Here is a 17,996-nt window from a genome sequence, read left to right on the forward strand (position 1 = left end):
GGGCGGCGGTCAGGCCGCCAGGGTGCCCGGCATCACCGCCCGCGGCCCGAACCTGGCTCGCGCACGGTCCGCCGCCTCCTCGATACGGCGGACCTTCTCGTCCACGGGGTCGAAGGTGAGCTGGTGGGCGGCCCGGTCGGCGGGGGTCAGGTTCTCCGCGCGCAGGGCGAGCGCGCGGACCCGGGCGCGTTGCAGGCCGAGCGCCTCGTACATGCCGTAGGCCGCCCCGGTCAGGGCCGCCGAGTGCGCGGTCGGCTCCGCCAGGGCGCGGCTGCGGGTGGTCGCGGAGCGGTCGGCGTACCGCACGGTCAGGGTCAGGGTGCGGCAGACCTTCTCCACCGCGCGCAGCCGGGTGCCGATCTCCTCGGCGGCCGACAGCAGCGCCTTGCGGTGGCGTCCGGGGTCCAGCTCGTCGAGGCCGAAGGTCCGTTCCGTCGTCAGCGACCGCGAGACGGCGTTCGGCACGACCCGGCCGCGGTCAAGACCGCCCGCCCGCTCACGCAGCTCTCGGCCGGCCTTCGCGCCGATCAGCCGCTGGAGCGTGGAGAGCGGCGCGGCGGCGACCAGGCCCAGGGTGTCCAGGCCGTACTCGCCCAGGGTGCGGGCGGTCGCCGTGCCGACGCCCGGCAGCGCGGTCACCGGACGCCCGGCGAGGAACTCCGCGATGCCGTCCGGGTCCTCGGGCACCGCGCGGGTCACCCCGGGCCGGGCGTCGCGCAGCGCCACGCGGGCCAGCATCGGGCCGGGGCCGGCGCCGATCGCGCAGTCGACGCCGTACCGCGCGAGGGCCCGCACCCGGATCACCGCGGCCAGTTCCACCGCGCTGCGACCGAAGTACCGCTCGGCGCCGCGCAGATCGGCCAGCGCCCCGTCCGGCGGCAGCGCCTCCACGACCGGCGTGAACTCCTCCAGCAGGCCGAGCAGCCCCGGCAGGGCCGCCTCGTACATCGGCGGCAGCTGGAAACGTACGCAGAGGATGGTCATCCCGCACTCCCCGGACTCTGGTGCCACAACTTCCTCATCGCCGCCGGCCCTTGCGCCGCGGCGTCCTGGCCCGCGGGGCGCAGATCGGCCCAGGGGTGCATCTCGTACCCGGTGGGCATGCGGATCGTCCGGCCCCGCACCGGGTCACGGGCCGCGGAGCCGGCCGGCGCGGGCAGCCCGTCGGAACCGGCGAGCCGGGCCCGGGAGGGACCGCCGTCGTCGCTCTCCGGGGGGCCGTCCACGGCCGGGCCGGCCGGTTCGGCCAGCCGGGCCGCGACCCCGTCGAGCCCCTCCTCCCGCCGCACCTCCACCAGTTCGGCGAGGTTCCAGGCGGCGGCGCCCACCACGCTGAGGCTGCGCGGGCCGCGCCGCTGCACCACTCCGCGCACCAGCAGCAGCCAGGAGTGGAAGACGGTGTGGGCGCAGGCGTCGTGCGAGTCGTCGAAGAACGCGAGGTCGACCAGGCCCGTGCCGTCGTCCAGGGTGGAGAAGATGACGCGCTTGCCGGAGCGGATCGGCGGGGTCTGGGTGGCCGCCTTGGCGCCCGCGACCAGCACGGTCTCCCCGTGCCGGGCCTCACGCAGCCGGCGTGCGGAGACCACGCCCAGTTCCTGGAGGAACTCCCGGTGGTCGTCCATCAGATTGCGCGAGGCGTCCATGGACAGCACGCCCAGCTCGGCGCTGAGCCGCTCCGCCGACGTCAGGTCGGGCAGGCCGGCCGGGGCCGTCTTCCGGCCCCCGGCCAGCGGCAGCTGTCCCCCGCCACCGCCCCGGGCCCCCCGGTGCAGCTCGGTCAGGTGCAGTTGCAGATCACGGCGGTTGGCACCGAACGCGTCCAGCGCGCCCACCTGGGCGAGCCGTCCGGCCAGCGGCCTGCTGGGCCGGGCCCGCTCCCAGAAGTCCAGCAGGGAGGCGTACGGCTGCCCGTCCGCGATCCGCCGCGCCTCGGCCTCGCTGATGCCGTGCACGTCGGACAGGGCGAGCCGCAGTCCCCACACCTTCGACGATTCAGACACCAGTTCGATCCTGTGTGCGACCCCGGAGACGTTGACGTCCAGCGGCAGGATCGGCACCCCGCGCCGCCGGGCGTCCGCCAGCAGCAGCCGCTTCGGGTACATCCCGGGGTCGTGCGTGAGCAGCCCGGCGTAGAAGGCGGCCGGGTGATGCGTCTTCAGCCACGCCGACTGGTAGGTGGGCACGGCGAAGGCGACGGCGTGCGCCTTGCAGAAGCCGTACGACCCGAACGCCTCGACGATCTCCCAGGTCCGCTGGATCGTCTCCGCGCCGTAGCCACGGGCCGCCGACCGCTGGGCGAACCACACCCTGATCCGCCCCTGCGACTCCGGGTCGGACAGCCCGCGCCGCACCCGGTCGGCCTCGCCCCGGCCGCAGCCGGTCATGATGGCGACGATGTCGATGATCTGCTCATGGAAGACGACGACCCCGTACGTCCCGCGCAGCGGTTCCTCCAGGTCCGGGTGCGGGTAGCGCACCGGCGCCCGCCCGTGCCGCGCCTCGATGAAGGGCCGCACCATGTCGGCGGCGACCGGGCCGGGCCGGAACAGGGAGATGTCGACGACCAGGTCGTGGAAGCCGTCCGGCTGGAGGCGTCCCACCAGGTCCCGCTGGCCCGGCGACTCGATCTGGAAGCAGCCCAGCGTCTCGGCGGACCGGATCAGCCGGTAGGTCTCCGGGTCCCCCGGGGCGACCGCGTCCAGGTCGACGCGCTCCCCGGTCGCCCGCTCCACCTCGGCGACCGCGTGCGCCATCGCCGACTGCATCCGCACGCCCAGCACATCCAGTTTGAGCAGCCCGAGGTCCTCCACGTCCTCCTTGTCGAACTGCGCCATGGGCAGCCCCTCCCCGCTGGTCGGCACCACCGGCGTACGGGCGAGCAGGGAGGCGTCGGAAAGGAGCACCCCGCACGGGTGCATGGCGATCCCGCGCGGCAGGGCGTCGAGGGCCTCCACCAGCTCCCACAGCCTGCCGTACCTCTCCTTCTCCCCCGCGAGCCGCTTCAGTTCGGGCAGCTCCTCCAGTGCCGCCCGGGCGTCGCGGGCCCGGATGTGCGGGAAGGACTTGGCGACCCGGTCGATCTCGGCGGGGTCCATGGACAGGGCGGCACCCACGTCACGGATCGCGTGCCGCACCCGGTAGGTCTCCGGCATGGAGACCGTCGCCACCCGCTCCGTGCCGAACCGGTCGATGATCGCCCGGTACACCTCCAGCCGGCGCGCGGACTCCACGTCGATGTCGATGTCGGGCAGCACCACGCGCTCCTTGGACAGGAAGCGCTCCATCAGCAGCCCGTGCTCGACCGGATCGGCGTGCGCGATCCCGAGCAGATGGTTGACGAGCGATCCGGCACCGGACCCGCGTGCCGCCACCCGGATGCCCATCTCCCTTACGTCGTCCACCACTTGGGCGACCGTCAGGAAGTAGGAGCCGAAACCGTGATGGCCGATGATGTCCAGCTCCTGGTGCATCCGCTCCCAGTACGCGCGCCGGTCGCCGTAGCCGAGCCGCAGCATCCCGGCGGCCGCCCGGGAGGCGAGGGCCCGCTGCGCGGTGCGCCGGCCGGCGCCGACGAGGTGGGGCTCGGGGAAGTGGACGGTGCCGATGCCGAGGTCGCCCTCGGGGTCGACCCGGCACTCGGCGGCGGTGGCCCGGGTCTGCTCCAGCAGCCGGTGGGCGGTGTCCCGCCGGTACCCGGCGGCCTCCACCACCCGTTCGGCGACCTGGAGCATGGCCTGCGCGTCCTTCAGCCACGCCTCGCCGGAGTCCAGCTCCGCACGGGGGTCGATCGGCACCAGGCGGCGCGCGGCGTCCAGCACGTCGGCGACCGGCCCCTGACCGGGATCGGCGTACCGGACGGCGTTGCTGAGCACCGGGCGCACTCCCTGCTCGGCGGCGAATCCGACGGTACGGGCGGCCAGCCGCAGGGAGCCGGGCCCGGTGCCCGTCCGGCCGTGCCAGACGGCTTCCAGCCGCAGCGCGTCGCCGTGGACCTCACGCCAGGGGGCGAGCAGCCGTGCCGCCCGGTCGGGCCGTCCGGCGGCGAGCGCGCGCCCGACGTCCGACCCCGGTCCGAGCAGGACCAGCAGGCCGTCGCCGTGGTTGCCGGCCCAGGGCAGCAGCGGGGTCGGCCCGGCCGCGTGCGCCGCCGTGACCAGCCGGCACAGGTCGGCCCACCCGCGGGCGCCGTCCCGGGCGAGGAAGGTCACCCGGGGGGCCGACTCGTCCACGAAGGCACCGCCGCGCACGGGGGTACGGCGCCTCTCCCGCGGCGCGGCCTCCTCGGCCGCCACCGCCAGGTTCACCCCGAACAGCGGACGCACGCCCGACCCGGCGCACGCCTTGGCGAAGCGGACGGTCCCGGCGAGGGTGTCCCGGTCGGTCAGGGCGAGGGCGTCCATGCCCCGCTCGGAGGCGCGCTCGGCCAGCCGCTCCGGATGGGACGCCCCGTACCTCAGGGAGAACCCGGAGACGGTGTGCAGATGCGCGAAGCCCGGCACACACACCTCCCGCAGTCGTGAGCCCCGAACGGCTCTCGAACATCAGTTCCCAACTTCCTCCTCCACCATACCCCCATTCTCGAACACGTGTACGACATCGGTTCGAGCGCCTCCGACCTGCGCAAACACCGTCGGGACCGCATGGCGAAGCCCCGCCCCGGACGGCCCGGGGCGGGGCTTCGGACGGTGACCGGGGCTAGCCGATCTGCGTTCCCGTGGCGGACAGCGCCTCGGTGACCGGCTGGAAGAAGGTCTCCCCGCCGGAGGTGCAGTCGCCGCTGCCGCCGGAGGTCAGGCCGACGGCCTTGTCACCCGAGAACAGCGAGCCGCCGCTGTCGCCGGGCTCGGCGCACACGTCGGTCTGGATCAGGCCGCTCACCGTGCCCTCGGAGTAGTTGACGGTGGCGCTCAGGCCGGTGACCGTGCCGTCGTGGACCTGGGTGGTGGAACCGCTGCGGGTGACCTTCATGCCCACGGTGGCCTCGACGGCGCCGGTGATCTGCCGGCTGGAGCCGTCGTAGAGGTCGACCGCGCTCGGGTGGTCGACCTCGGCCGTGTACTTGACCAGGCCGTAGTCGTCGCCCGGGAAGCTGGACCGCTCGTTCGTGCCGATGGTCCTGCCGGAGGAGTCCGACCAGCTGGAGATGGACGCGGTGCAGTGCCCGGCGGTCAGGAAGTACGGCTGCCCGCCCTTGACCACGTTGAAGCCCAGGGAGCAGCGCCCGCCGGAGCCGGTGATGGCGTCGCCGCCCGCGACGAAGGGCTTGAACCGCCCGTGCGAGCGTTTGAGTTCGGCCGTGCCGCCGAGTCCGTCGACCACCTTGGCCAGCTTGGCCCACGCGGCACCGGACACCGTCCGGTCGGCGGTGACCACGACCTTGTCGGTGACCGGGTCGGTGGCCCAGGAGGTGCCCGGGATGGTCGCGTCCGCCTTCAGCGTGGCGTGCGCCTCGCCCAGTTCGGCCATCGAGTTGGCGACGATTCTGGCCTTGGCCCCGGCCGCCTCGACGGTCCTGGCCGTGCGCTGGTCGAGCACGTTGACGACGAGGCTCTTCGCGCGGGCGTCGTAGTAGCTGCCCGCCGCACCGGCGCCGAGGTCCGCGGTGAGACCGGCGGCGAGCTCCCCGGCCGCCGGAGCGGACAGGACCCGCAGCTGCGGGGTGGACGGAGCGGGTTCGCTGGCGTTCGCATTCTGCAAGGTGACACCCGCTGCGACCAGTGCGGCTATTCCGCCGCCCGCGATGGCGGCACGCCGCCCGGGTATGCGTCGGTGCTTCAACTCACGTCCTCCTGTGGGGGGTCGGCCACGCAGGTTGTGGGGACCTGACGGGCCGGAAGGCTGGTTGACGGGCGCCCACTCTTCCGAACCGCACAGGGAGCACACAAGGTCGACTTCCGGACGCGCACGAAGAGGGCTTACGCGCCCGTTCCGCACTGCAAACGACGCACAAGTAACCACACCCACCCGTCAGCCATGGCCGAAAATCGCCCTTGCGGGGGACGCATACACGCCATGCCGAGGCCCCCGCACGCGGGTCGCGTACGGGGGCCTCGTGGTGCCGACCGCGTCGTCGTCAGGGCAGGGTGACGCCGTAGTAGCTCAGTGCCTCGGTCACCGGCTGGAAGAAGGTCGTGCCGCCGGAGCTGCAGTTGCCGCTGCCGCCGGAGGTCAGGCCGTAGGCCACGCTGCCACCGTAGAGCGGGCCGCCGCTGTCGCCGCCCTCGGCGCAGACCGTGGTCTGGATCAGACCGGAGACGACGTCACCGCTGCCGTAGTTGACGGTGGCGTTGAGGGCGGTGACCCGGCCGCTGTGCGTGCCGGTGGTGGAACCGCGCCGGTAGACGGTCGTCCCCACGGACGGGGTGGCCGCGCTGCTGATGGTCTGGCTGCCCACCGCACTCGGGTGCGCGACGGAGGAGTTGGTGTACCGCACCAGAGCGAAGTCGTTGCCCGGGAAGCTGTAGCCCACGTTCGTGCCGAGCACCGTGGTCTTACTGGAGTTGCTGTACCACGTGGAGGCGACCTCGCCGCAGTGGCCGGCGGTCAGGAAGTAGTACGTGCTGCCGCTGTGCACGTTGAAGCCGAGCGAGCAGCGGTAGGAGCCGCCGTAGATGGCGTCCCCGCCGGTGATCAGCTTCTTGAACTTGCCGGGGGTGTGCTTGATGGTGAGCGCGCCCGCGTCGCCGCCGGCCTGCTGCCTGATCCTGGCGATCTCGGCCTTGGACACCGTGCTGTCGACGGTGACCACGACACGGTTGGACTTGCCGTCCACCGCCCAGGCCGTACCGGGGATGTCGGCCTTGAGGACGGAGTCGCTCGCCTTGGTGAGCTGGGTGGCGCTGAACGTGGGGGCGTCGCTGGCGTTCGCAGTGGGGGCGGCGAACGCCGCGGCGGCCAGGAAGCCGGTGGCCACGGCCGTCAGCCGGGTCCGTCTCGCGGTGCCGCCATGGGGAGTGGTGCGCTTGATCCTCACGTTTCGTTCCCTCCAAGGGAAGTCGGGGGCCCGCGTGGGGTCGGGGCCCGTGAGGCGCAGCCAGGGACCCGACCGGATTCGAATACGCATGCCCCTGACAAGCGCTGGGGGGAGTATTCGGCCGAACGGCCGGTCGGCACAAGGGTGCCTTTCGGCCGTCGCCCCGGAAGCACCCGAACGCACCAACACGCGCCGGCGCCGCCCCTCCGCGGCTCCGGCCCCGGGCGGCTGCGGGCCGGGCCGGGCCGGTGCCGTCCGGGGCCGCCAGAATCACTCGGACCGGTTCCAGCCCGGCCGGCGCTCCCCCGCCTCCACCGGCACGTCCAGCGTGTTGCCGGGGGCCGGGAGGGGGCAGAGGAAGTGGTCGGCGAAGGCGCACGGCGGGAGCTGGGCCCGGTTGAAGTCGACGGTCGTGCGCCCCTCGGCGTCCGGTGCCTGCGGGAAGAGGAACCGGAACCGGAAGCTGGTGTCACCGCTGGTGGCGTCGGCGAACACCGCCCACAGCGTCCCGTCCGCCTGCTGCGCCACCTTCAGCGTGTGCTCCCGGCCGGCCAGCGGGAAGGTGAGTTCGCCGGCGAGCGCGAACCCGCGCTCACGGCCGTCCGCGTTGCCGAGCCGTACGGTGCGCGTGCCGTCGTACGGTGCGAATCGCCCCGGCACCGACCATCGGGGGTCGTAGGGGTCCGCCTCGATGCCCCGGAAGGCGCGCCGGGTGGCGGACCCGGGGTCGTACACCCGTACTCCCCAGACTCCCTCGCGCACCAGGACGACCAGCCGCTTCGCGCCCGACGCCACCCGTGCCCCGGCCTCCGGGCCGGTGTCCGCGGCCAGTTCGGCCTTCCCCGAGAAAGGCCGCCCGTCCAGGGTCAGGCCGTCGGCTTCGGTGGCGGTGAGCACCACCCCCTCCTTGTCGGCCACCCAGTTCCCGGGAATGTCCGGAAGTCGACCCTCCGGATGGTCCTCGAGCCAGTGCGTCGCGGTCAGCGCGAGCGGCCCGTAGGGCGCCGATACCGTCTCCGCGCGCCTCTCGTGCCACTGCTTCCAGGCGTCGGGGGCGTCCGTCGTCATGCGTTCGGTTCCTTGTCTCTGTGGTCGGCTGTCGTCAGCCGTGGTCCAACTCTGTTCAGCTGTGGTCAGATGCGGTCAGTCGTGGTCAGCGTGGCCCCGCTCGTCGCGTACGGGGTGACGGGCCGGGGAAGGCCCAGGTGCTCGCGCAGGGTGCTGCCCGGGTAGAAGGTCCGGAACAGACCCCGGTGCTGGAGCAGCGCCGCCGTGCCGTTGACCAGCCGCTCCAGATCGCGGCGCGGTTCGACGGGGACGAGATGGAAGCCGTCGGCGACACCGGCGGCGTGCCAGGCGGCGATCAACTCCGCGAGGTCGACCGGTCCGCCCCGGTACAGCGGGCCCCGCCCGGTGGGCCGCGGACCGCCGCCGCCGTGTCCGGGCTGGGCCGCCCGCTCACCGTCACCGAGGTCCACCAGCAGGCTCACCAGGATCCGTGCCGAGCCCGGCCGCCGCCCGAACGAGCCCGCCTGCTCCAGCAGTCGGTCCCGTTCACCGGCGGCCTGCACCGGGGTGGTGGCGCGCACCAGCGCCACGTCGGCGTACCGGGCGGCGACCGTGCGGGCGTGGTCGTCGGTGACGTCGACCACGTGGACGGGACGCCCCTGCGGCGGCCGGGGCGCGGCCGGCGGGTCCTGCCCCGGGAAGGCGCCACCGGTGAAGTCGCCCCACCGCGGCCGGCCCCCGCCGGACAACCCACCCGTACCCGCCGCCCCTCCGAACGACCGCCCCTGCACCGCCTCCCCCTCGAACGACCGCCCCGGGACCGCCTCCCCTCCGAGCGACCGGCCCGGGACCGCCTCCCCTTCGAACCACCGACCCGGAGCCGCCTCCCCTTCGAACCACCGGTCCGGGACCGCCTCCCCCTCGAACGACCGGCCCGGGGCGCCGAGATCGAGCCGCCAGCCGGCCCGGCCCCGGCTGAGCCGGTCCAGGGTGGCGACGGCGCCCTGGGCCCGGAGGGGCTCGGGGTCGGCGGTGGTGACCGTCGGTACCAGCCCGATCCGCCGGGTCGCGGGTGCCACCCGGCACAGCACGCCGAGCGCGTCGGCCCCGGGCCGGGCGGCGGAGTCGTCCAGGGTCACGAAGTCCAGCCCGCCGCGCTCGGCGAGCCGCGCCAGCTCGACGAAGGACTCGGTGCCGGGCGCGCCCGGCTGGTCGAGGGCGGCGGCGAGGTGCAGCAGCCCGCCGTACCGGGCGCTCACGACGCCACCCCGGCCCTCTCCGCTGTGCCACCCGGCCACCGCGCACGGCACCGCTTCCCCGCGCGCCCCGCGCCTTCGCCCTGCACCCTCCCGGTCCCCGCGCCTTCGCCCCGCACCCTCCCGGTCCCCGCGCCTTCGCCCCGCACCCTCCCGGTCCCCGCGCCTTCGCCCCGCACCCTCCCGGTCCCCGCGCCTTCGCCTCGCACCCTCCCGGTCCCCGCGTCCATCGCCCGTGCCCTCCCGGCCCGCGCCCTCCCCACGGACTCGGCCCGCGCCCTCCGGACTCCCGCTTTCCCGGCCCGCACCCTCACAGCACCTTCGCCAGGAACGACCGGGTCCGCTCCTCCCGTGGAGCGCCCAGCACCTCCTCCGGCGTCCCCTGCTCCACGATCCGTCCGTCGGCCATGAACACCACCGTGTCGGCGACCTCCCGGGCGAACGCGATCTCGTGCGTGACGACGATCATCGTGGTTCCCTGTGCCGCGAGGTCCCGGATGACGTCCAGCACCTCCCCCACCAGCTCGGGGTCGAGCGCGGACGTCGGCTCGTCGAACAGCAGCAGCCGCGGTTCCAGCGCGAGCGCCCGCGCGATGGCGACCCGCTGCTGCTGCCCGCCGGACAGCTGCCGCGGATAGGCGTCGGCCTTGTCCCCGAGTCCGACCCGCTCCAGCAGCCGGTGCGCGCGCTCCACGACCTCCTTCCGGGACCGCTTCAGCGCGGACACCGGTGCCTCGACGACGTTGTCGAGGACGGTGAGGTGGGGGAAGAGGTTGAAGTTCTGGAAGACGAAGCCGATCCGGGTGCGCTGCCGGAGCACCTCGCGCTCGGGCAGCTCGTACAGCCGGTCCCCGGCGCGCCGGTATCCCATCAGCGCGCCGTCCACGCTGATCTCGCCCCGGTCCACCTTCTCCAGGTGGTTGATGGTGCGCAGCAGCGTGGACTTGCCGGAGCCGGAGGGGCCGAGCACGACGGTGACCTCCCCGGTGGCCACCTGGAGGTCGATGCCTCTGAGGACGTCGAGCGAGCCGAAGCTCTTGTGCACGGACCGGATGTCGACCATGACGCTCATCGGGCGAGTTCCTTTGCGTAGGAGGCGGTCAGGAAGGTCAGTACCGCCCGGACGGTCGCGTCGTTCTGCCGGAACGCGGGTCCACCGGTGCGCGGGCGGGTGAACGCACCGGGAGCCCGGGCGTCGGTGTACGGGCCGAGGGCGAAGCGGCGCGGGTGCGGGCGCCCGGTGCGGTCGAGGATCCGGCCGTCGCCCGGGTCCACCCGGAGCAGCCCGTCGGGGGTCTCGGCGGCCCCGTCGGCGTGCAGTTCGCGCAGCAGGCTGTCGCGGGTCCGCCCGACGGTGGGTTCGGGCAGCCGGGCCTCCACCAGCGCGCGGGCCTCGACGCCGAAGCCCGGCACGGTGGCACTGGTGGCCCGGAACACGCCGTCCTCGGCGGTGACGGCCATGCCGGCCCCGACGAAGCGGAGCACACCGGCCCGGGACAGCGCGAGCATCTGCCGCAGCCGGGGTCCGGGCGGCCCGGAGGCGAGGTAGCTGAAGAACCCGTGCCACCAGGTCCCGATGTCCCCGAGCCGCACCAGCTGCCCGTAGACGGAGAGCAGCCCGAGGAAGACGGCCAGGTCCGGGCTGTGGGAGGGATCGTGTCTGCGGTTCAGGTCCGCCTCGATGTAGTCCTCGAGCGCCTTCTGGAAGTCGTCGTGGGAGGCGTGGCGCACCGCGTCCAGCGGGCGGTCGAGCGCGGCGAGGTCGAGGCGGTCGGCCGGGTCCGGAACGGCGCCGGAGACCAGCGCCCGGGTCTCGTCCGGGCCGCCGGCCGCCGCGTACTTCTCCTCGAAGTCCGCCCAGGCCATCGTCGTACGGCCGGGGTGGGCGGTGAACAGCCGGTGGTAGTGGGCGAAGCCCAGCTCCTTCTCGATCAGGGGCCACACATCGCGCCGGAAGTCGAACCCACCGGGTCTGGCCAGCAGTTCCTCCACCTCGGCGGGGCCGAGGAAGCGGGGCAGCGGCGGGCGGTCGCCGGTCCAGTCGTAGCCGATCTTCGAGTGATACGGCACTCCGCGCCGCGAGCCGACGTACAGCACCGGCTCGCGTCCGGAGGGGAGGTACGTCTCTCCCTCGTACCGGCCGCCGCGCCCCTCGGTGAGCAGCACCATCAGGTCGACGAAGGCCAGTCCGAAGCCGCGGACGAGGACGGGTTCGCCGGCCTTCAGCGCACAGAGGTCGCTGTCCGCGGTGAAGTCGGGGGGCAGGTGTACCAGGCCGTGCTCCCGGGCGTAGGCGGCCAGCCGCGCCTGTTCGGCGTCGAGTTCGCCGTCGAGATGGCCCACGGCGAGGATCACCAGGTCGGCGAGGAGCGGGCGCGGGCGGCCTTCCAGCCACACCTGCTGGCGGCCCTCGTCCGGGCCGCTGATCCGCAGGGCGCGCCGCGGGTGGTGGTGGACGGTGACGTCCGGGGGCAGCTCGGCCAGGGCCCGTTCGTACACCCAGGCCAGATAGCGGCCCTGGAGCTGCCGGTCGGCGAAGGTGCGGCCGTGCAGCTCGGCCCACTCGTGCAGGGTGGGGCCCTCGCGCACCGGGCCGGCCATGGCCACCGTCTCGTCGGTGAACATGGTGACGTCCTCGGCGTGCGAGTTCATCCACAGCAGCGGTGACTGCGCCTGCCGCCAGATGCGTCCGCCGCCCGGCGGGTGGGGGTCGACGAGATGGATGTCGAGACCCGGTCCGCCGTACAGGGCGGGCGCGTTGGCGGCGACGCGTTCGAGGATGCCGGTCCCCCGCGGTCCGGCACCCACGATCACCAGCTGCTGCCTCATCGGGCGTGCTCCGTGCCGCGCGCGTACCGCTTCTCGACGTAGTACTGGCCGACGCCGAGCAGCGAGGTGACCACGGCGTACCAGACGGTGGCGACCATCAGCAGCGGGATCACCTGGTACGTGCGGTGGTAGATCAACTGGGTGGAGAACAGCAGGTCGTTGACGGCGATGACGCTGACGATCGAGGTGCCCTTGAGGGTGCCGATCAGCATGTTCGCGGCGGGCGGCACGATGGAGCGCATCGCCTGCGGCAGTACGATCCGCCACCAGCGCCGCGACCGGCTCAGGCCGAGCGCCTGGGCGGCCTCGATCTGGCCGCGGTCGACGGAGAGGATGCCGCCCCGGACGACCTCGGCGGCGAACGCGGCCTCGTGCAGGGTGAGGCCGACGACGGCGACGGCGACCGGGCTGAGCAGGTCGACGGTCCTCACGCCGAGCACCTGCGGGTACAGCGCGCCGATGTTGAACCACAGCAGCAGCTGAACCAGGATCGGGATGGAGCGGAACAGCCACACGTAGCCCCAGCCGACCGCGCGCAGCACGGGGTTGGCGGACAGCCGGAAAGCCGCGATCAGGGTGCCGAGGGCGAAGCCGAGGACCATCACCACCGCGGTCAGCCACAGGGTGAGCCACAGTCCCCGCAGGACGGAGTCCGAGGTGAAGTACTCGGCGACGACGTCCCATTGGAACGCCTCGTTGCGCAGGACGGAGTTGACGGCGAACCCGAGCAGGACGAGGACGGCCACGGCCGCCGCCCACTGGCCGTAGCGGCGCTGCGGGACGATCCGCGGGGCGTCCGCCGGCTCGGGTATCTCCGGTGCGGTGGGAACTTTGGCGAGGGTGTCGGATGACATGCGAAGGCTCCGTGACGCGAGTCGTCGATACGGGTGATGCCTTCACACGGGCGCGCCGCGCGGCGCGCCACGGCCGAGCCCCTCAGCAGGGCCGTGCGTCGAGAGTACGGGGGCGTTTCGGTCCGCTGTCAAGGCTGTCCGTACTGTGAGCGGTAGATCTCAAGTCGGTTGACGCGGAACCGGATGCCTGTTCCACTTGGCCCATGCATCCGCAGCAGTGGCTGGTCACCCGCTCCCACATCGACTTCGGTCGTGTGTGGTCCTGTTCCTGTTGAGCTGACCCCCTGCGCGCGCCTGCCCTGACGGGCGGGCCTGCTCGCGTTCTCCCGCTCCTCCGCTCTTCTGCTTCGCCGCCTTCACACGCGCACCCCCTCCCCTCGCGTTCCCGTTACCTCCTTCTGCTTCAGGAGACCGCTGACCGATGCGTACGCCCTTTTATCGTCATTTCACATCCTTTGCCGTCATCACCTCGGCCGCTCTGCTGCTCACCGCCTGCGGTTCGGGGGCCGGTGGCACGGGCGGTGCGGACGCCCCCGGTGTGGCGGCCAAGAACGGGGAGGTGCCCACCACCGACGTCGTCTCCGCCGTGCGGAAGGACCGGGCAGCGGCCGGACTGCTGCCCGCCGGCACCACCAGCCTCACCGTCGCGGTCAGCGTCGGCGGCACCCCGCCCGGCACCACCTACCTCGCCGACGGCACGACCCTGACCGGCCAGGACGTCGACTTCACCAAGGCGGTCGCCCGGGTGCTCGGCGTCGGACTGAAGGTGGAGCAGGCGAGCTTCGAGGCGATCCTGCCCGCCCTGGACAGCGGTAAGTACGACTTCGGCGCGAGCAACTTCGGGGTGACGGACGAGCGTCGCAGAACCATCGACTTCGTCACCTACATCAACGACGGCCAGGGCTTCGCCACCCGCGAGGACAGCAAGCTCGCGAAGATCACCGATCTGAAGCAGCTGTGCGGACTGAACGTCGCGACCAACGCCGGCACGACGTTCGAGGCCACGCTGGAGCAGAACAAGCACGTGTGCGCCGACGCGGGCAAGAAGGCGTACCAGGTGCAGACCTACGCCGAGCAGAGCGCGATCTGGTCCTCGCTCCAGCAGGGCCGCAGCGACGTGGTGATGTCCACGATCAACGGCCTGCGCTACGCCGTCGCGCACCAGCAGGGGCTGAAGTTCCTCAACGAGTACCACCGCCTGGACGTCGGCTTCGCCTTCAAGAAGGGCACCAGACTGGCGCCGGCCTTCCAGGCGGCGGTCAACAAGCTGCTCGCGGACGGCACCTACGACCGGATTCTCGAAAAGTGGGGCACGTCGGGCTCGGCGATCAAGAAGTCACGGATCAGCCCGCCGGAACTGAAGAACTAGCGTTCGGGCCGGCGGAACTGAGGAACCGGCAGCATCTAGCAACCGTCGCAGGGGCAGCAGCAGTCACAGCAGTCGCAACCGTCACAGCCACCGGGGCAGGAGCAGTCGCACGACTGACAGCATCCGCTGCGCTTCTTCCGCGACCAGGGACCCTCGTATTCCTCGGCGCAGCACATTTTGCAGGAGCAGAAGAGCGCGAAGAACATTCCGCAGCCCGCCCAGAAACCGCGCTTGCCCTTGGCGGGCTCGGGCCCGAATCCCCCGCCGAACCCGCCCCCGCCAAATCCGCCCCCGCCGCCGGGGTGACCGCCGCCCGCCTGCGGATAGGCGCCCGCACCGGGAATGCCGTCGCTATACGGATTGCCGGTGGCATAGGGATTTCCGGCGCCATAGGGGCCTCCCCCCGCCTGCGGGCCACCGGCGCCGTACGGCCCCTGCGGCGTCCCCGGACCGTACGGCCCCTGCGGCTGCGGCGTCCCCGGACCGTACGGCCCCTGCGGCGTCCCCGGCTGATGCGCCGCGCACACCGGTGCCGTGCCGAACGCCCGGTCCACGGAGCGCCGCAGTTCGTGGACGAGCAGGAGGTGGACGAGCCCGCTCTCGCGGAACGCGCACTCGCGCAGGGCGAGCCGGATGCCGTGCAGGGCGTCGTCGGCGAGCCGGCGCGCCTCGGCGAGGGTGGTGCCGGTGGCCGTGAGGGGGTTCCAGGCACCCGACAGCGCGTCAGCACCCTGGTCCTGCACGGCGTCCAGCAGATGGGCGAGCCGCCCGAAGAGCCGCCCGGCCTCTGCCAGGGGCACGGCGTTGCCCGGCCGCCCGGCCAGCACGGCGGTGTGTGCGAAGGCCGCGGCGGTCGCCGTCTCGGTCGGCTCCGTGACCGTGAGGATCGGGGTGCCGGGGCCGGCCAGGGTCTCGATGCCGAGCTGCCGGTCGACCGCGTCGACCAGGACGGCGGTGTCGAACCCCACCGCCGCCCCGCCGCGCTCCCCGGCCCGGCCCCAGCCCGCGGCCACCCGGCGCGCCGCGGCGGCGGCCGGTCCGCGGGCCAGCAGTCCGTCCCGGTCGGCGACATGGTCGCGGACCTTCGCCGAGGCGAGCACCAGCGAGACGGCGGCGGCGAGCCGTGCTCCGTCACCCTGTGCGACGGAAGCGGTCCGCATGCCGCGCAGCGCGCACGGCCCCGCCGTCCGGCGCGTGCCGCTGACCGGGCCGTTCTGAGCCTCTGTCAGAACCGAGACCAACAGCCCGTCGTAGTTCGTGACGAGCCGTGCGAACTGACCGTGGTCCCGGCGCAGCGCCAGGCAGAGCCCGCACAAGTGAGCCATCCAGTCGGCTTTGAGTCTCTCGCCGAGCCGGTGGGAGCAGGGTCTGACGATTCCGAACACAACATCCCCCGTACTGTGATACGACGTTGGCGTTCACCCGTACGCACCGGGCATCACCCGTCCGCCGCTGACAATCATATTTCACTCTCAGTCAGCAGCCGTATGAGTCGCGACCCTTGGGGCACAAGGACTCTCGACGGATCGGCTGTGCACCAGTACCGTCACAAACCCCCCGCGCGGCGTCTATCCACTTGGCGCGCCGTCCGCATCATGGATGACCATAGGGATGCGGAAAGCAAGAAAGACCGCTGTGAGAGGAGGCGTCCATGGGATCGGTACGCAAGGCGAGTGCATGGCTCGGCCTCGTCGACGACAACGATGACGAGCGCTATTACGACGACGACTACTCCGAGGGCACCGAGCCCGGGGACGCCTGGGTCACCGACCCGCGGGTGAAGGTGGCCACGGACACGGCCGAGGAGAAGGGCCGCCGGATCGGCACGGTCACCCCGGACAGCTTCCGGGACGCCCGCGCCATCGGCGAGCTGTTCCGGGACGGCGTCCCGGTCATCATGAACCTCACCAACATGGAGCCCGGCGACGCCAAGCGGGTCGTGGACTTCGCGGCGGGGCTCATCTTCGGTCTGCGCGGTTCGATCGACCGCGTGTCCAACCGTGTGTTCCTGCTGACCCCGGCCGACACCGAGATCATCAGCGGTGAGGCGTCCGCGCACCGCTCGGACGGCTTCTTCAACCAGAGCTGAGGCAGGGCCGCTCACCGGCCCTGCCCCCTACGGGGCTCACCGGAAGGCGTCGAGCCCGGTGAGTGCCTTGCCCAGCACGAGCTGGTGCATCTCGACGGTGCCCTCGTAGGTGAGCACCGACTCCAGGTTGGTCGCGTGCCGCATCACCGGGTACTCCAGGGAGATGCCGTTGGCGCCGAGGATCGTCCGTGCCGTCCGGCAGATGTCGATGGCCTCGCGGACGTTGTTGAGCTTGCCGAAGCTGACCTGCTCGGGACGCAGGCGGCCGGCGTCCATCCGGCGCCCGAGGTGGTGGGCGAGCAGGATGCCCTTGTGCAGCTCCACCGCCATGTCGGCCAGCTTGGCCTGGGTGAGCTGGAAACCGCCGATGGGCCGCCCGAACTGCTCCCGCGACCTCGCGTAGTCGAGGGCCGCCTCGAAACTGCTGCGGGCGGCGCCCATGGCACCCCAGACGATGCCGTACCGGGCGTGCGAGAGGCAGCTGAGCGGGCCGCGCAGTCCGGTGACCTCCGGCAGGACGGCCGAGCCGGGCAGCCGGACGTCGTCCATGACCAGCTCACTGGTGACGGAGGCGCGCAAGGACCACTTGTGCTTGATCTCCGGCGCCGAGAAGCCGGGGCTGTCGGTGGGCACGACGAAGCCGCGGATGCCCTCCTCCGTCCGCGCCCAGACCACGGCCACCCCGGCGACCGAGCCGTTGGTGATCCACATCTTGCGCCCGTTCAGCACCCAGTCGTCACCGTCCCGCTTGGCGTGGGTGCGCATGGCGGCCGGGTCGGAGCCGTGGTCGGGCTCGGTCAGCCCGAAGCAGCCGATCACCTCGCCGGCGGCCATGCGCGGCAGCCACTCCTGCTTCTGCTCCTCGCTGCCGAACCGGTGGACGGCGTACATCGCGAGGGAGCCCTGCACCGAGACCAGGGACCGGATGCCCGAGTCGGCCGCCTCCAGCTCCAGGCAGGCCAGTCCGTACTGCACGGCGCTCGCGCCCGCGCAGCCGTATCCGGTGAGGGACATGCCGAGGGCGCCGAGGGAGCCGAGTTCGCGCGCGAGATCACGGATGCCGGGCAGCTCGCCCTTCTCGTACCAGTCGGCGACGTACGGCAGCACGCGGTCGGCCGCCCAGCCGCGCACGGTGTCCCGGACGGCCAGGTCCTCCGGCTCCAGCAGGTCGTCGATGCCGAGCGGGTCGGTGGCATCGAACGGTGGCAGCTTCGCGGACGCGGTCATGGGGCACCCTCCGGAACACGGGACAGCGGTGAAACTAGCAGCGCTAGTTTCGGATCTCCGGCCGACGTTACGGTGCAGTGTCCCGCACGTCCAGAGGAGGTCAGGCCGTGACCCGCGGCTTCCCGGCCGCCGCCCCGGCCCTGGCCTCCGCCTCCCGGGGCGCCGGCAGCTCCACCTCGCCCGGGGACCGCTCCTCGCCGCAACTCATGACCCGCGGCAGCCGCAGCGCCATCACCGCGCCCAGCAGCAGCAGCCCCGCGCTGACCAGCAGCGTCACGTGCAGCCCGTGCACGAAGGAGTCCCGGGCCGCCCGGCGCAGCGCGGCCCCGGCCGTCCCGCCGAGCCGGCCCGCCACCTGGTACGCCTCGCCGAGCGAGTGGCCGGCCGCGGC

The 17,996-nt window shown here is 72.9% G+C and carries 13 protein-coding genes and 1 pseudogene; 2 read left to right on the top strand and 12 right to left on the bottom strand.

Annotation, left to right across the window (positions count from 1 at the left end):
- Window positions 1–9 precede the first annotated feature (9 nt).
- From GT045_RS34590 to GT045_RS34630, 9 genes are all read right to left on the bottom strand, one after another.
- Complete coding sequence (locus GT045_RS34590; RefSeq protein ID WP_161336617.1) at window positions 10–984, bottom strand: hypothetical protein; 975 nt, start codon at window positions 982–984, stop codon at window positions 10–12.
- A complete protein-coding gene (locus GT045_RS34595; protein WP_161336618.1) occupies window positions 981–4,499 on the bottom strand; it encodes a DNA polymerase III subunit alpha in 3,519 nt (1,172 codons plus the stop codon). The genes GT045_RS34590 and GT045_RS34595 overlap by 4 nt, the downstream gene beginning before the upstream one ends.
- Window positions 4,500–4,695: 196 nt before the next feature.
- The gene (locus tag GT045_RS34600; RefSeq protein ID WP_161336619.1) at window positions 4,696–5,778 is read right to left on the bottom strand and encodes a S1 family peptidase; all 1,083 of its coding nucleotides are present in this window, start codon (window positions 5,776–5,778) and stop codon (window positions 4,696–4,698) included.
- Between the two features lie 295 nt (window positions 5,779–6,073).
- Window positions 6,074–6,973 (bottom strand): S1 family peptidase, encoded by a 900-nt coding sequence (locus tag GT045_RS34605; RefSeq protein WP_161290986.1) that lies wholly within the window; start codon window positions 6,971–6,973, stop codon window positions 6,074–6,076.
- Between the two features lie 270 nt (window positions 6,974–7,243).
- On the bottom strand, window positions 7,244–8,041 hold the full coding sequence (locus GT045_RS34610; protein ID WP_161290984.1) for a DUF1684 domain-containing protein: 798 nt from the start codon (window positions 8,039–8,041) through the stop codon (window positions 7,244–7,246).
- 65 nt (window positions 8,042–8,106) lie between these two features.
- Window positions 8,107–9,240 carry an LLM class flavin-dependent oxidoreductase gene (locus tag GT045_RS34615; RefSeq protein ID WP_345942846.1) on the bottom strand — a complete coding sequence of 378 codons (1,134 nt, stop codon included), beginning with the start codon at window positions 9,238–9,240 and terminating at the stop codon, window positions 8,107–8,109.
- A gap of 307 nt (window positions 9,241–9,547) precedes the next feature.
- Window positions 9,548–10,309, bottom strand: coding sequence for an amino acid ABC transporter ATP-binding protein (locus tag GT045_RS34620; protein ID WP_161336620.1), 762 nt, complete (start codon window positions 10,307–10,309; stop codon window positions 9,548–9,550).
- On the bottom strand, window positions 10,306–12,066 hold the full coding sequence (locus tag GT045_RS34625; protein WP_161336621.1) for an FAD/NAD(P)-binding protein: 1,761 nt from the start codon (window positions 12,064–12,066) through the stop codon (window positions 10,306–10,308). Before GT045_RS34625 ends, GT045_RS34620 begins: the two co-directional genes overlap by 4 nt.
- Entirely contained in the window at window positions 12,063–12,920 is an 858-nt protein-coding gene (locus GT045_RS34630; RefSeq protein ID WP_161336622.1) for an amino acid ABC transporter permease, read from the bottom strand. The genes GT045_RS34625 and GT045_RS34630 overlap by 4 nt, the downstream gene beginning before the upstream one ends.
- 421 nt (window positions 12,921–13,341) lie before the next feature.
- On the opposite strand from GT045_RS34630, the gene GT045_RS34635 reads away from it, so the two are divergent.
- Window positions 13,342–14,289, top strand: coding sequence for an ABC transporter substrate-binding protein (locus GT045_RS34635; protein ID WP_161292879.1), 948 nt, complete (start codon window positions 13,342–13,344; stop codon window positions 14,287–14,289).
- Window positions 14,290–14,324: 35 nt separating this feature from the next.
- On the opposite strand, the gene GT045_RS34640 is transcribed toward GT045_RS34635, so the two are convergent.
- Window positions 14,325–15,674: a DUF5685 family protein gene (locus tag GT045_RS34640; RefSeq protein ID WP_345942847.1), complete on the bottom strand. Its 1,350-nt coding sequence runs from the start codon at window positions 15,672–15,674 to the stop codon at window positions 14,325–14,327.
- 266 nt (window positions 15,675–15,940) lie between these two features.
- Between GT045_RS34640 and GT045_RS34645 the strand changes: the two genes are divergently transcribed.
- Complete coding sequence (locus tag GT045_RS34645) at window positions 15,941–16,378, top strand: cell division protein SepF (RefSeq protein WP_161291769.1); 438 nt, start codon at window positions 15,941–15,943, stop codon at window positions 16,376–16,378.
- Between the two features lie 36 nt (window positions 16,379–16,414).
- Here the strand turns inward: GT045_RS34645 and GT045_RS34650 are convergent, their stop codons facing one another.
- Together GT045_RS34650 and GT045_RS34655 are read right to left on the bottom strand one after the other, a co-directional pair.
- On the bottom strand, window positions 16,415–17,605 hold the full coding sequence (locus tag GT045_RS34650; protein WP_161291771.1) for an acyl-CoA dehydrogenase family protein: 1,191 nt from the start codon (window positions 17,603–17,605) through the stop codon (window positions 16,415–16,417).
- Window positions 17,606–17,705: 100 nt separating this feature from the next.
- Window positions 17,706–17,996: pseudogene (locus GT045_RS34655) on the bottom strand (MFS transporter); the annotation flags it as partial.

It is taken from the genome of Streptomyces sp. SID486 (genome assembly GCF_009865385.1).
In the GTDB taxonomy this organism is placed as follows: Bacteria; Actinomycetota; Actinomycetes; order Streptomycetales; family Streptomycetaceae; genus Streptomyces.

What these genes read in the sequence shown, in the direction of transcription:
- GT045_RS34625 (WP_161336621.1), bottom strand. Translation starts at nt 12,066, where the DNA reads ATGAGGCAGCAGCTGGTGATCGTGGGTGCCGGACCGCGGGGGACCGGC.
- GT045_RS34590 (WP_161336617.1), bottom strand. Translation starts at nt 984, where the DNA reads ATGACCATCCTCTGCGTACGTTTCCAGCTGCCGCCGATGTACGAGGCG.
- GT045_RS34610 (WP_161290984.1), bottom strand. Translation starts at nt 8,041, where the DNA reads ATGACGACGGACGCCCCCGACGCCTGGAAGCAGTGGCACGAGAGGCGC.
- GT045_RS34620 (WP_161336620.1), bottom strand. Translation starts at nt 10,309, where the DNA reads ATGAGCGTCATGGTCGACATCCGGTCCGTGCACAAGAGCTTCGGCTCG.
- GT045_RS34645 (WP_161291769.1), top strand. Translation starts at nt 15,941, where the DNA reads ATGGGATCGGTACGCAAGGCGAGTGCATGGCTCGGCCTCGTCGACGAC.
- GT045_RS34635 (WP_161292879.1), top strand. Translation starts at nt 13,342, where the DNA reads ATGCGTACGCCCTTTTATCGTCATTTCACATCCTTTGCCGTCATCACC.
- GT045_RS34630 (WP_161336622.1), bottom strand. Translation starts at nt 12,920, where the DNA reads ATGTCATCCGACACCCTCGCCAAAGTTCCCACCGCACCGGAGATACCC.
- GT045_RS34650 (WP_161291771.1), bottom strand. Translation starts at nt 17,605, where the DNA reads ATGACCGCGTCCGCGAAGCTGCCACCGTTCGATGCCACCGACCCGCTC.